11 protein-coding genes, 2 tRNA genes and 2 rRNA genes are annotated in these 12,826 nt (G+C 56.4%); 10 read left to right on the forward strand and 5 right to left on the reverse strand.

Going from position 1 to position 12,826, the window contains the following annotated elements; all coding sequences use genetic code 11:
* The 4 genes from ACJ8IP_RS09650 to dkgB all read left to right on the forward strand — a co-directional run.
* A 23S ribosomal RNA gene (locus tag ACJ8IP_RS09650) occupies positions 1-92 on the forward strand; the annotation flags it as partial.
* A 175-nt stretch (positions 93-267) separates the two neighbouring features.
* A 5S ribosomal RNA gene (gene rrf, locus ACJ8IP_RS09655) occupies positions 268-383 on the forward strand.
* Positions 384-477: 94 nt separating this feature from the next.
* A tRNA-Asp gene (locus tag ACJ8IP_RS09660) sits at positions 478-554 on the forward strand.
* A gap of 213 nt (positions 555-767) precedes the next feature.
* A complete protein-coding gene (gene dkgB, locus ACJ8IP_RS09665) occupies positions 768-1,571 on the forward strand; it encodes a 2,5-didehydrogluconate reductase DkgB (protein ID WP_147880970.1) in 804 nt (267 codons plus the stop codon).
* A 47-nt stretch (positions 1,572-1,618) separates the two neighbouring features.
* Here dkgB and yafC read toward each other — a convergent pair whose 3' ends face one another.
* Positions 1,619-2,506: a DNA-binding transcriptional regulator YafC gene (gene yafC, locus ACJ8IP_RS09670; RefSeq protein WP_147880969.1), complete on the reverse strand. Its 888-nt coding sequence runs from the start codon at positions 2,504-2,506 to the stop codon at positions 1,619-1,621.
* Between the two features lie 105 nt (positions 2,507-2,611).
* On the opposite strand from yafC, the gene ACJ8IP_RS09675 reads away from it, so the two are divergent.
* Positions 2,612-3,787 carry an MFS transporter gene (locus ACJ8IP_RS09675; protein ID WP_164107239.1) on the forward strand — a complete coding sequence of 392 codons (1,176 nt, stop codon included), beginning with the start codon at positions 2,612-2,614 and terminating at the stop codon, positions 3,785-3,787.
* A gap of 241 nt (positions 3,788-4,028) precedes the next feature.
* Positions 4,029-4,823, forward strand: a complete 795-nt coding sequence (locus tag ACJ8IP_RS09680; RefSeq protein ID WP_025160092.1) for an endonuclease/exonuclease/phosphatase family protein — start codon at positions 4,029-4,031, stop codon at positions 4,821-4,823.
* A 52-nt stretch (positions 4,824-4,875) separates the two neighbouring features.
* On the opposite strand, the gene mltD is transcribed toward ACJ8IP_RS09680, so the two are convergent.
* Together mltD and gloB are read right to left on the reverse strand one after the other, a co-directional pair.
* Positions 4,876-6,258, reverse strand: coding sequence for a murein transglycosylase D (gene mltD / locus ACJ8IP_RS09685; RefSeq protein WP_442524386.1), 1,383 nt, complete (start codon positions 6,256-6,258; stop codon positions 4,876-4,878).
* Positions 6,259-6,329: 71 nt separating this feature from the next.
* Positions 6,330-7,085, reverse strand: coding sequence for a hydroxyacylglutathione hydrolase (gene gloB / locus ACJ8IP_RS09690; protein ID WP_164107238.1), 756 nt, complete (start codon positions 7,083-7,085; stop codon positions 6,330-6,332).
* A 44-nt stretch (positions 7,086-7,129) separates the two neighbouring features.
* Here gloB and ACJ8IP_RS09695 point away from each other — a divergent pair, with 44 nt between their 5' ends.
* Positions 7,130-7,849 carry a class I SAM-dependent methyltransferase gene (locus ACJ8IP_RS09695; protein WP_033641943.1) on the forward strand — a complete coding sequence of 240 codons (720 nt, stop codon included), beginning with the start codon at positions 7,130-7,132 and terminating at the stop codon, positions 7,847-7,849.
* On the opposite strand, the gene rnhA is transcribed toward ACJ8IP_RS09695, so the two are convergent.
* On the reverse strand, positions 7,846-8,313 hold the full coding sequence (rnhA, locus tag ACJ8IP_RS09700) for a ribonuclease HI (protein WP_033641944.1): 468 nt from the start codon (positions 8,311-8,313) through the stop codon (positions 7,846-7,848). The genes ACJ8IP_RS09695 and rnhA overlap by 4 nt on opposite strands.
* Before the next feature lie 72 nt (positions 8,314-8,385).
* On the opposite strand from rnhA, the gene dnaQ reads away from it, so the two are divergent.
* On the forward strand, positions 8,386-9,129 hold the full coding sequence (gene dnaQ, locus ACJ8IP_RS09705) for a DNA polymerase III subunit epsilon (RefSeq protein ID WP_033641945.1): 744 nt from the start codon (positions 8,386-8,388) through the stop codon (positions 9,127-9,129).
* Positions 9,130-9,273: 144 nt separating this feature from the next.
* Positions 9,274-9,350: transfer RNA gene (locus ACJ8IP_RS09710), tRNA-Asp, on the forward strand.
* A 105-nt stretch (positions 9,351-9,455) separates the two neighbouring features.
* Here the strand turns inward: ACJ8IP_RS09710 and ACJ8IP_RS09715 are convergent.
* Positions 9,456-11,696 carry a TonB-dependent siderophore receptor gene (locus ACJ8IP_RS09715; RefSeq protein WP_164107237.1) on the reverse strand — a complete coding sequence of 747 codons (2,241 nt, stop codon included), beginning with the start codon at positions 11,694-11,696 and terminating at the stop codon, positions 9,456-9,458.
* Positions 11,697-11,925: 229 nt separating this feature from the next.
* Here ACJ8IP_RS09715 and ACJ8IP_RS09720 point away from each other — a divergent pair, with 229 nt between their 5' ends.
* Positions 11,926-12,804, forward strand: a complete 879-nt coding sequence (locus ACJ8IP_RS09720; RefSeq protein WP_042783720.1) for a siderophore-interacting protein — start codon at positions 11,926-11,928, stop codon at positions 12,802-12,804.
* The last annotated feature ends 22 nt before the right edge of the window (positions 12,805-12,826 follow it).

The following is a 12,826-nucleotide window of genomic DNA, read 5'->3' on the forward strand; positions in this document are numbered from 1 at the left end:
AACGTTTAAGACTAAGACGTTGATAGGCTGGGTGTGTAAGTGCAGCGATGCATTGAGCTAACCAGTACTAATGATCCGTGAGGCTTAACCTTACAACACCGAAGGTGTTTTTAGAGAGACAAAATCGTCAGGAACGATTTTGAACAACGCGGAGCGTTGGCCCCGAAGGGGTGAGTATCAGGATGATACGAATAATTTTCAGCGACGTTCCAAGATTGGTTCTGATGGCTTCATGGAAGTGAAGCGGTTGGAATGAAACAGAATTTGCCTGGCGGCAATAGCGCGGTGGTCCCACCTGACCCCATGCCGAACTCAGAAGTGAAACGCCGTAGCGCCGATGGTAGTGTGGGGTCTCCCCATGCGAGAGTAGGACACTGCCAGGCATCAAATAAACGTTATCAGTGTGACGACTGGTAATGCGCAAGTCGCAAAGCGCGATATTGCCGGTATCGAAAGATACAACGTAAAAGAATCGGTGGAGCGGTAGTTCAGTTGGTTAGAATACCTGCCTGTCACGCAGGGGGTCGCGGGTTCGAGCCCCGTCCGTTCCGCCACTTAATTGATAAGCCCTGAGTCTCTGACTCAGGGCTTTTTCATATCTATATTTTGCGCTTTCAAGGCCGGAATTGTCCTTCTTTACAGCCTTATCTCCCGATATTGTTGCCTTTAGATCAAAAGTCTTATGCCGAACCAGGCGTTTTTGATCAATAAAAAAGTTGCCATAATCTTCCTCATACCACATTTACCCGTTAATGAGAGAAAACATTATGAGCATCCCTGCATTTGGTTTAGGTACTTTCCGCCTTCAGGATCAGGTTGTTATCGATTCTGTCAGCACCGCACTTGAGCTGGGCTACCGTACTATCGATACCGCACAGATCTATGAAAACGAAGCGGCTGTTGGCCAGGCTATCGCTGCCAGCGGCGTGAAACGTGAAGATCTGTTCATCACCACCAAGATTTGGATCGCGAACCTGGCGAAAGGCGCGCTGATCCCAAGCCTGCAAGAAAGCCTGAAAAAACTGCAAACGTCCTACGTTGATCTGACGCTGATCCACTGGCCGTCACCCCACGACGAAGTGCCGGTTGCCGAATTTATGGCTGAGCTGCTGGAAGCGAAAAAGCTGGGGCTGACCCGTCAAATTGGCGTATCTAACTTCACCATCGATTTGATGCAGCAAGCGATTGGCGCGATTGGCGCCGATGAAATCGCCACCAACCAAATCGAGCTGTCACCGTTCTTGCAGAACCGCAAGGTGGTCGAATTTGCACAGCAGCACGGCATCGCCATCACCTCTTACATGACGTTGGCCTACGGCAAAGCGCTGCAGGATGAAACGATCAAAAGCATCGCTGCTCGTCACAATGCGACCCCAGCACAGGTGGTTCTGGCTTGGGCATTGAAGCTGGGTTATGCGGTGATCCCTTCCTCGACCAAGCGTGAAAATCTGGCGAGCAACCTATTGGCGCAGCAACTGACGCTGACCGACGAAGATATGGCGCAGATCGCCGCACTGGAGTGCAACGGCCGTCTGGTTAGTCCGGAAGGCCTGGCGCCAAACTGGGATTAATCATTCCTCGCCGTAGTCAGCATAAGGCGTCCATCGGGGCGCCTTTTTTATCGTTTCAGGTATTCACTCACAAAATCAATAAAGCTGCGCAGACGGTTGCTGACGGCGCTGTCGCTGTAGTAAACCGCGTTGATCGGCATGGCGACCGGCAGTGTCGCTTCCACCAGAATCGGGACCAAATCTCCACGTTTGATATCTTCGTCGCTCATAAAGTCCGACAGGCAGGCGATACCGTTGCCATGCAGACAGAGATGGCGCTGGGTTTCTCCACTATTGGTGGTCAAACCGGGGGTGATTTCCAACTGGCGGCCATCTGAACAAGCCAGTGGCCAGCGGTTCAAGCTGGGCAGGTCGTTAAAACCGATACAGCAGTGATGTGCAAGATCTTCTACCGTTAGCGGCGTGCCGTGCTGAGCCAGATAAGCGGGGGAGGCGAGCACATGTCGGTAACTGGTCATCAGTTTGCGTGCTTTCAGCGTAGAATCGGTCAGCTCGCCTACGCGGATCGCGATATCCACTTTTCGCTCGATCAGATTGATAAAGTTTTCCGAAGACACCAGCGATAACGACATTTCTGGATAACGTTCGCGGAACTCGGCCACTAAAGGCGTCAGCATATGCAGCACCACCGGCGTTGCCGCGTCGACGCGCAGCAGGCCTTGCGGGCGCTGGCGGCTTTCCATCAGCGCATTTTCCGCCGCGGCCATGTCGTTCAGTACCTTCTGCACCTGGCGAAAGTAATTCTCTCCTTCCTGGGTCAGGCTGATTTGGCGCGTGGTGCGGTTGAGCAACGTTACGCCCAGTTTGCTTTCCAGTTTTTTCACCGTTCGGCTGACTACGGAGTTCGCTTGTTCCAGGCGTTCGGCCGCCCGGCTGAAGCTGCCGCTTTCTACGACGGTGACAAAGGTGATCAGCTCGTCAGAGTTTGCTTTCATTTTTGCTCCGATAGCAAAGTTAATTTGAAATTTTGAGCATTTTTATCATTTAAGCATAGGCCGATAATAGCCGTCATCAACTTGAATGCTATTTCGGAGTAAAAAATGCCACTCGCATTACTTGCCTTAACCATCAGCGCTTTTGCTATCGGCACGACCGAGTTCGTGATTGTCGGGTTGATCCCGACTATCGCGGAGCAGCTTGGGGTGACCGTACCGTCCGCTGGATTGCTGGTGACTATCTATGCCCTCGGCGTGGCCATTGGCGCGCCGGTGCTGACGGCCCTGACCAGTCGCATACCGCGCAAACTGCTGCTGGTTGGCCTGATGGTGCTGTTCACTCTCGGCAACCTGCTGGCCTGGCAGTCACCCAGCTATGAATCGCTGGTAGTGGCTCGGTTGTTGACCGGCCTGGCGCACGGCGTGTTCTTCTCTATCGGCTCCACTATCGCCACTAGCCTGGTGGCGAAAGAGAAGGCGGCCTCCGCCATCGCCATCATGTTTGGTGGCCTGACGGTGGCGTTGGTGACCGGCGTACCGCTGGGGACGTTCATCGGCCAGCAGTTTGGCTGGCGTGAGACCTTCCTGGCCGTTTCTCTGATTGGCGCTGTCGCCACGCTGGCCAGCGTTATTCTGGTACCAAGCAATATCAAGAACCAGGGCAGCGCCGGCGTGCGGGAACAGCTGAAAGTGCTGACTCATCCTCGTCTGCTGCTGATTTACGCGATTACCGCATTGGGGTACGGCGGGGTCTTCACGACCTTTACCTTCCTTGCGCCGATGATGCAGGAACTGGCCGGCTTCTCTGCTCCGACCGTGAGCTGGATACTGTTGGCTTATGGCATCGCGGTGGCGGTGGGTAACATCTGGGGAGGCAAGCTGGCCGACCGTCATGGGGCCGTGCGTGCGCTGAGCTTTATCTTTGCCGCGCTGGCCGTTTTGTTGCTGGTGTTCCAGCTTACCGCCAGCCACAGTATTGCCGCTTTGCTGACGGTGATTGTGATGGGCGTGTTCGCTTTCGGCAACGTGCCGGGGCTACAGGTGTATGTGGTGCAGAAAGCCGCGCAATACACGCCAAATGCGGTGGATGTGGCGTCCGGTCTCAACATCGCGGCGTTCAACATCGGCATTGCGCTCGGCTCGGTGATTGGCGGCCAGACCGTTGCCTCACTGGGGCTGGCGCAGACCCCCTGGATTGGCGCGTTGATCGTGGTGGTTGCATTGTTGCTGGTTAGCTTCAGTGGTCGCCTGGATAAAAAGTCTCAGCTGCAAACGGCTTAATACGTAAAACCCTTGCTGCCTGGCCCGCATTTTGCGGGCCTTTTCGCATTTTTCACCTATTACCCCTCACCTTTACACAGCTATACCGTCAGAAGATTGAAATCGCTGCAGGCGGCCCCTATAACTGAAAAGGTGATGCCCGCAAAAGCCATGCCCTCTATGCAGGGTAGGCGTATAATCAATTCATCGTTGGCGAGTGTTCATCGCCAGTTTTCATGTTAATGGGTAATAGGCGAATCGCGTGCCGAAACGAACTTATGCAATGAGGTATGTTGCAGGTCAGCCAGTTGAGCGAATCTTTCCTGGTGCCGTTAACCAGCCGTTGCCGCCAGGGGCGGCGCTGCCGACGACCGGCGCCCTGCGCGTCATGGTATGGAATATTTTCAAACAGCAGCGAGCCGACTGGCTTTCGGTGCTGAAAAACCATGGTAAAGACGCGCAGCTGGTATTATTGCAAGAGGCGCAAACCACGCCAGAGTTGGTGAGCTACGCTACCGCCAACTATCTGGCGGCCGATCAGGTGCCGGCCTTTGTGCTGCCGCAGCACCCTTCCGGCGTGATGACGCTGGCTGCCGCTCATCCTGTTTACTGTTGCCCGCTGCGCGAGCGGGAGCCGCTGCTGCGGCTTTCCAAGTCGGCCCTGATCACCGTTTATCCGCTATACAACGGCGAGCTGTTGATGGTGGTGAACATCCATGCGGTGAACTTTAGCCTGGGCGTCGACGTCTACAGCAAGCAGTTGGGGCCGATAGGCGAACAGATCGCCAGTCACCGGGGGCCGGTGATTATGGCGGGGGATTTCAACGCCTGGAGCCGCAAGCGCATCAATGCGCTGTATGACTTTGCCGGAGAGATGGCGCTGCGCGAGGTGAGTTTCACCGACGACCATCGCCGCAAGGCCTTCGGGCGTCCACTGGATTTCGTATTTTACCGCAATCTGGGAGTGGTGGAGGCGTCGGTGCTGGTGACCAGCGCGTCGGATCACAACCCGCTGTTGGTGGAGTTTCATCCGGAGAAAGACTCGCCGGTATGGTGAATCGCAGCTAATAAAAAAGCACCCCGAAGGGTGCTTTTTTTGTGCCGAACATTTAAGTATCCGGCGTCATCTTGTTGCCGACAAACAGGGTTAGCTTCAGACCTGGCTGCAGGTTGCCTTTGGCGAGCGTTGAATTCCAACGCATCACGTCGTTAATATCGACGCCGTGACGACGTGCGATACTGGCGAGCGAATCACCTTTACGAACCTGGTAGGTGATACTGCTGTTACTGCCAGTATTGTTGGCCACTTGCAGGGTTTGCCCAACTTTTAAGGCGCTCTTGGCGCGTAAGTTGTTCCAACTCTGCAAATCGCTGGTCTTAACGTTCAGCCGCTTGGCTATGGCCGATAAGGTGTCGCCGGAGCGCACTTTATACGAACTGCCACCGGACAAACCGCTGTTCTTCGCCAACTGCGTCGTTGGCTGAGTCACGGCGATCTGGCCATCGGCCAGCGAGTCTTTCAGCTGATCGGCATGCCCTTTGGGAACCATGATGTAATGGGGCCCGTTGGGTGCCGTAACGCCTTTTTTGTAGCCTGGGTTATACGCTTTCATCTTGGTGACTGAAAGCCCAGCCATCTCAGCCGCCTGAGTCAGCTGGATCTGCTGCCCGACATCGATACGAGCCAGCGCACGGGTTTCATCCGTTTTCGGGAGTTTCACGCCGTACTTCTTGCTGTTCTTGATGATGTCGCTCAGCGCCAGCATTTTCGGGACATAGATTGACGTTTCACGCGGAAGCGACAATGCCCAGAAATTGGTTGGCTTACCCTGGCGTTTGTTTGCCTTCACCGCTTGCATCACGCGGCCTTCACCACTGTTATAGGCGGCTACGGTCAGTAACCAGTCGCCGTTAAACATGCGGTTCAAGCGCTGCATCATGTTAAGCGCAGCGGTTGTCGAGGCGACGACATCGCGTCGACCGTCATACCACTGATTGTTTTTCAAACCATAATTGCGACCCGTTTGCGGCACGATTTGCCATAGCCCTGCGGCGTTGGCACTTGACGTGGCGTGTGGGTCAAAAGCGCTCTCCACTATGGGTAGCAGTACCAGTTCCATCGGCATATTACGTTTCTTAATCTGCCCGACTATCCAGTACATGTACGGCTCTGCCCGTAATGTTACATCGTGGAGATAGCTCTTACTTTTTAAGTACTTTCTTTTCTGATCACGGATCCGGGAATTTTCCGGAACCTCCATCTTCAGCTCGTCGCTAATGAAGTTCCACAGGTCCTGTTGCGCGGCGGGACTGTTGTTATCCAACCACCGCGCCGAGCTCGCTCGGCCATTACCTGTGTACTCTCCTGCTTCACCATCTTGACCAGCCGAAGACAAACTCTGTGCATGCTGTTCTGGCGCCGGTGCGTCCTGCCTGGACGACTGGCAACCCACTAGCAAGACCGAGGCGAGAAATATCGCTTTAGCCTTCATGTGTGTGTCAATGTAGTTGCTTAAAAGACGAGCAATAATACTTTGCTTCGCCAAATAACACAACTAAAAGCTTAGAAGTTATCTTTCCGCAGGCGTAATTCGGAAAAAACTGAATGAAGGCTTTCCGGTGGTGAATTAAAGCCTAATTTCTTTTGTAAATCAGCGTCATGGCAACGTAAAAACAGGTTAATTTTGCGCTCTAATTGCAACGTGGTCGGCACGCTAGCTTGGCCTTTTGCCCTTAACGCTTCAACATGTTGTTGATATGTTTCAATCTCTCGATCTTCCGGCAAAATAGCCCGCGCAAACTTAAGATTTGAAAGAGTATATTCATGCGCGCAGCAAATTAAGGTGTTATCGGGAAGTTGCGCGAGTTGTTGAAATGAGTCGTACATTTGTTTTGCGGTGCCTTCAAACAGCCTGCCGCAGCCGGCGGAGAAAATGGTGTCGCCGCAGAACAGATAAGGGGCACTATAGAATGCCACATGGCCCAGCGTATGGCCGGGAACGGCGATAGTCCTGTACTGGCGGCCATCGATATCAAAGGTATCGCCGTCATGGACGATGTGGTTGGCGCCTTTGCCAGCGGTTTCCTGCGGCCCGTAGACCGCCAGGCCCGGGTATTGCGCGACAATCTGCGCCACGCCACCGACGTGATCGTGGTGGTGGTGGGTCAGCAGGATCGCCGACGGCGCCAGCTGCAGGCGCTGCAGCGCCTCGATCACCGGCCGCGCTTCACCCGGATCGACGATAATGCAGCGCCCCTGCCGGTCATCCAATAACCAAATGTAATTGTCCTGGAAGGCGGGAATGCTGATAAGATTCATGGTGTACCTCTCGTTGGCAACGGCTTGAAAGAAGATAATAAATCATGAAACCAGCCCATACTCTACAAAAGCTCACCGGCCCGCAGTCCTGGGCTGAGCTGCCGTGGGGGGAGTACTATCGTGAAGCGCTCGAGCGGCAGTTGCAACCCTGGTGGCCCAAGCTGTTCGGCTTCCATCTGCTGAAGATGGGCATGCTCAGCGCCGAGTTGGCCACGGATAAATGCGCAATCTCCCACCAGGTCAACGTAGGGCTGGAGGGGGAAGGGCTGCAGGTGATCGCCGACGCCTATCAACTGCCGTTCGCCGCCAAATCGGTGGATGCCTGCCTGTTGGCGCATACGCTGTCCTACGCGGACGATCCGCATCGCATGCTGCGTGAGGTGGATAGGGTGTTGATCGACGACGGCTGGCTGGTTGTCAGCAGCTTCAATCCGTTCAGCCTGCTGGGATTGGGCAAGCTGGTGCCCGGATTGCGTCATCGTCAGCCCTATGTCAGCCGCATGTTTACCCAGATGCGGTTGTTGGATTGGCTCAGCCTGCTGAATTACGAGGTGTTGCACCAGGCGCGTTTTCACGTGCTGCCGTGGCACCGCAAGGGCGGCAAGTTTTTATGCACCCATTTGCCGGCGCTGGGCTGCATGAGCGTGATTGTGGCGCGCAAGCGCACCTTGCCGCTGACGCCCACGCCGATGAAACTAGGGGCGAGAAAGCCGTCTCTCAGCCGCGCGGTGGGCGCGACCAAGAGTTATCGCAAGCTGCCTTAGGCTTCCGGTTGGTAGCCGACGTCATCCTGCGTCGGTTTACCCGCCGCCTCGCGCGCCAGCTCGTCGCAGCGTTCGTTCTCCGGGTGGCCGGCGTGGCCCTTGACCCACTCCCATTTTACGGTGTGGCGCTGAATGGCCTGATCCAGCCGCTGCCACAGATCGACATTCTTGACCGGTTTTTTGTCGGCGGTTTTCCAACCGCGTTTCTTCCAGTTATGGATCCAGCTGGTAATGCCCTGGCGCACGTACTGGCTGTCGGTGCTGAGCGTCACGGCGCAAGGCACCGTCAGCGCTTCCAGCGCCACGATCGCCGCCATCATTTCCATGCGGTTATTGGTGGTCAGACGAAATCCTTCGCTGAAGGTTTTTTCCGTCTGCTTATAGCGCAGTATCGCGCCGTAGCCACCGGGGCCAGGGTTGCCAAGGCAGGAGCCGTCGGTGAAAATTTCTACCTGTTTGAGCATCTCTGGTAGACTCTTCCTATCAGTTTTATAAAAGCCAAGTCTGACATAAACGAGCGCTGTGAGCACTGCAATATGATCTCTACAACCACCAGACAGATTGTCCTCGATACCGAAACCACCGGTATGAACAAGCTTGGGGTGCACTACGAAGGGCACCGCATCATCGAAATCGGTGCGGTGGAAGTGATTAACCGCCGCCTGACCGGGCGCAACTTCCACGTATACATCAAGCCGGATCGGCTGGTGGATCCGGAAGCGTACGGCGTACACGGCATCAGCGACGACTTCCTGGCCGACAAACCGACCTTCGATCAGGTTGCCGACGAATTCCTCGACTTTATCCGCGGCGGCGAGCTGGTGATCCATAACGCGGCGTTCGATATCGGCTTTATGGATCACGAATTCCGCATGCTGCAGCAGGGGATCCCGAAGACCGAGACCTTCTGCACCATCACCGACAGCCTGATGATGGCGCGTCGCCTGTTCCCGGGCAAGCGCAACAACCTCGATGCCTTGTGCAGCCGCTATGAGATAGACAACAGCAAGCGTACGCTGCACGGCGCATTGCTCGATGCCGAGATCCTGGCGGAAGTCTATCTGGCGATGACCGGCGGTCAGACTTCGATAGCGTTCCAAATGGAAGGCGACACCCAGCAAAACGATGCCGCGCAAGAAATACAGCGTATCGTCCGCCCGGCTACGGCGATGAAAGTGGTCTACGCCAGCGACGAAGAAATAAAGGCGCACGAGGCGCGTCTGGATCTGGTGGCGAAGAAGGGCGGCAGCTGCCTGTGGCGTGGGGCGCCGGCGGAATAACGGCGTTTTTGCACGAAAAAAACGCACCGGGCGACCCTTCGTTGAAAAACTGTGCAAACGGTTCATTTGCGGAGAAAAAGGCGTTGACGGAACCGAGAGGCGTCCGTAATATGCGCCTCGTTCCCCCGCAAGAGGGAATGGCGCGGAGCGGTAGTTCAGTTGGTTAGAATACCTGCCTGTCACGCAGGGGGTCGCGGGTTCGAGCCCCGTCCGTTCCGCCACTATTCAGAAGCCCTGAGTTAGCGATAACTCAGGGCTTCGTCGTTTCCGCTCTCGGCAAAACGGTGCGGCCCAGGGAACGGGGCCGGCAGACCGGCCCCTTATCCTCAGAACAACACCGAGTAATTCAAACCGAAGGTGCGTCCGCGGCCTTTATAGCTGTACAGCTCAGGCGAGCCGTAGGTCGGGCTGTACAGGATCGGCGCGCGTTGGCCCCAAACGGTGGTGTACTCCTTGTCCAACAGGTTTTCCACGCTGAAGCTGACTTTCCCCACCGGCAGGGCATAGCTGCCGAGGAAGTCGAGGGTGTTGTAGCCATCTATTTTGCGGCCTTGGGTGGAGTTGGCCTTGGTGTAATCGCCGTCGTCCGACACGTCGAAGGTTTGCTGCGACTGCAAGCGCAGATTCCAGTCGCCCGGCGCCCAGCCGACGTAAGCGGTGACTTTCGATGGGCTGGCGGTATCGACCACCAGCTTCTTCCATTCGCCGTTGACCTTGGTTTCAGAACGGATGAAGTTGAAGTTGGTGCCGGCGCTCCAGTCGCTGTCTTCGAAGAAGTAGTCCACCGCACCTTCCAGCCCATAGATGCGCCGCTTGTCCGCATTGACGTTAATGGTCATGTCGGTTTTGTTGATGGCGATGCTCTTGTCGGACAACGAGTAGTAGGCGGCGATTTGCGTGCGCAGGTTATCGCCGGTATAGCGCCAGCCCAGCTCGTAGGCGTTGACCTTGATGCCTTCCAGCTTGGAATCGCCGACGTTGACGCTCTTCAGCAACTGGTAATGACCGCCGTTCAACGCGTAGGTGCCGTTGCCGTAATACTTGCCCGGATCCGGGATCTCGAAGCCCTGAGAGAAGTTGAACCAGGTTTGCTGACGCTCGGTCAAGTGCGCCAACAGACCGGCGTTGAACAGCGCATTGTTGTAGTCGGTTTTCCCTCCCGGGATGGCGTCGGCGGAGGCGGCGGCGCCGGTGGCGATCGCCTGCTGCTGGTTATAGCCGACGAAGTCGTCGATCTTGTTTTCGGTGTACTGGTAACGCACGCCGCCGCTCAGGGTGAAGATGGGATTGATGTCGTAACTGGCCTGCAGGAACGACGCCAGGTTGCTGGTGGTATAGCTCGGGTAGCGGCCGGTGCCGTAAGCGTTCTCCAGCGTCATGCCGCCGGACTGTTGGGCCTTCGCCAGGTTGAAGAACTGCTGGTTGGCGTTGAAGCTTTCATGCTCGGCGTCGATGCCGTAAGTCAGCGTCAGCGCGTCGACAGGTTTGCTGTTTAACGTCAGTTTGCCGCCGTAAAAATCGGTTTTTTGCTGCGAAGCGCCAATGCTGCTGACGTAATAGTTCGGCGCTTTGCCCGCCAGCGTTGGGAAGGGGTAGAAGGTCAACGTTTCGTCGCGATAGTAGACCTGCGCCACCAGATCCTGGCCGAGGAAATCGGTGTTGGAATATTGCAGGTTGATCAGGTGGCGCTCGGTGCCGGGGATGCGATCGGAGTTTAAGTTACCGCTGTTGTACGCCTTGGCGTTGCCGGTCACCGCCGCGAAGTTTTCCCCCAGAAACAGGCCGTGATCGCCGTCGGACTGGCTTTTGTAGTATTGGGTGGTCAGCTGCAGCTGTTGATGATCGTCGATGTTGAGGGTGCCGGAGCCCATCACATCGAGGCGATTGGAATACTGCAGGCCGGTTTGAGTATTGTCGATCAGCACCTCGTTGCCTTTGCCGTCGTACCAGCCGCCGTAACGCTGGTAAGAAACGGACAGCCGCCCCGAGGCGTTGTCGTTGCCGCCGCTGACCGCCGCCGCTACGTTCTCGTCGTGATCGTTATGGCCGCCGAAACCGGTTTTGCCGCCGACCTGCAATTCGACCTGCTGCTCTTTCTGTCCTTTCTTGGTCACGATATTGATCAGGCCGCCGGTGCTGCCGCCGCCGTACAGTGCGGTCGCGCCGGAAATCACCTCAATATGGTCGATATTGAACGGGTCGATCGAATCCAACTGGCGGCTGTCGCTGCGCGACGAGTTCAGGCGTACGCCGTCGATCATCACCATCATCGAACGGCCGCGCATATTCATGCCATAGTTGGTGCGGCCCTGGCCGCTGACGTCCATGCCGGGGATCAGCTGCGCCAACATGTCCTTGATCTCTTTGCCGCCCTGGACCTGCTGTTCGATCTCCTGACTTTCGATCACCCATGTCGTCTGCGCCATTTCCGCCGCGCTGCGGTGCGAACGGCTGGCGGAGACGACCACCTGCTCTTCGCTGCCGTTTTTCTGATCTTCTGCCCAGGCCGCCGGCGCAAGCAACGCCAGCAGACATGGGTTTAATACCCAAAGAGGTTTGCGTTTCATCGTTATTTCCCAGGTGATATTGTCGTTACGTTGTTTTTTGAGAATGCTTCTTTTATCAATAACGTTTCTTGTTATCAATAAAATCATGATATGATTTTTTGCGATGCATTAACGTAATTAATTAGTTTTATTAACATTTATCCGCTGCGCGATCGCGCGGCCACGCCGCCAACACGGCAGCCGCTCGGTCATACGTAAAAGCGACAGCCGTTGCCGGAGAGTCGAGAACATGTCCGCCAGCTACAGAATTTTTGATATCACCCTGAAAAGCAAAACGCTGATTTCGCCCTCGCTGCTGCGCTGCGTGTTTGAAGGTGCGGATGTTCATCGCATGAAGCTGGAAGCGCCTGACCAGCGCATCAAACTGCTGTTCCCGGCGGCGGACGGCAAGATCACGCCGTTGGCCAACGGCCCGGACTGGTACGGCGATTACATGGCGCTCCCCAAAGAACAGCGTCCGGTAATGCGCACCTATACGCTGCGTGCGCTGCGCCGCGAGCAGAATCAGATGGACGTCGAGTTCGTGCTGCATGGCGTGAACGGCCCGGCTTCAGCCTGGGCGACCCATGCCGAACCCGGAGACACGATTCAAACGGTCGCCCCCAACGGTGACTTCGACGGCGACAGCGGCGGTTACGAATGGGCGCCGCCGGCGCAGTTGCAACAGGCGTTGCTGATCGCCGATGAGACGGCGGTGCCGGCGGCGATGGCGATTCTGGAACAGCTGGCGCAGCAGGCCAATCCGCCGCGGGTGCAGGCGTTTTTCGAGGTGCCGGTGGCGGCGGATTGCCTGGATTTGGCGCATTTCCCGTTCGCTGACGTTTATTGGCTGCCGCGCGACGTCGGCCGCCAGCTGGCGCACGGCACGCTGCTGGTGGAAGCGGTGCGCCAGCGGGTGGATATCCCCGCATCGGCCTGTGCGCAAGCGCAGTCCCTGGCGGAAAGCAGCCTGAGCGATGAGGTGTTGTGGGAGCGGGCGGCCGGCAGCAACGCTTTCTATGCCTGGGTGGCGGCCGAGTCTTCCGCGGTGAAAACGCTGCGGCGTTACCTGATTGGCGAACGCGATCTGGATCGCTCCACCGTCAACTTCATGGCCTATTGGTGCTGAGTCGGCCGCTGTCGCCGCGCGC

The organism is Serratia sp. CY52157, assembly GCF_052168495.1.
Lineage (GTDB): Bacteria > Pseudomonadota > Gammaproteobacteria > Enterobacterales > Enterobacteriaceae > Serratia > Serratia ureilytica.

Coding starts and splice junctions, on each gene's coding strand:
- dkgB (WP_147880970.1), top strand. CDS start 768: ATGAGCATCCCTGCATTTGGTTTAGGTACTTTCCGCCTTCAGGATCAG.
- yafC (WP_147880969.1), bottom strand. CDS start 2,506: ATGAAAGCAAACTCTGACGAGCTGATCACCTTTGTCACCGTCGTAGAA.
- ACJ8IP_RS09675 (WP_164107239.1), top strand. CDS start 2,612: ATGCCACTCGCATTACTTGCCTTAACCATCAGCGCTTTTGCTATCGGC.
- mltD (WP_442524386.1), bottom strand. CDS start 6,258: ATGAAGGCTAAAGCGATATTTCTCGCCTCGGTCTTGCTAGTGGGTTGC.
- gloB (WP_164107238.1), bottom strand. CDS start 7,085: ATGAATCTTATCAGCATTCCCGCCTTCCAGGACAATTACATTTGGTTA.
- ACJ8IP_RS09695 (WP_033641943.1), top strand. CDS start 7,130: ATGAAACCAGCCCATACTCTACAAAAGCTCACCGGCCCGCAGTCCTGG.
- rnhA (WP_033641944.1), bottom strand. CDS start 8,313: ATGCTCAAACAGGTAGAAATTTTCACCGACGGCTCCTGCCTTGGCAAC.
- dnaQ (WP_033641945.1), top strand. CDS start 8,386: ATGATCTCTACAACCACCAGACAGATTGTCCTCGATACCGAAACCACC.
- ACJ8IP_RS09715 (WP_164107237.1), bottom strand. CDS start 11,696: ATGAAACGCAAACCTCTTTGGGTATTAAACCCATGTCTGCTGGCGTTG.
- ACJ8IP_RS09720 (WP_042783720.1), top strand. CDS start 11,926: ATGTCCGCCAGCTACAGAATTTTTGATATCACCCTGAAAAGCAAAACG.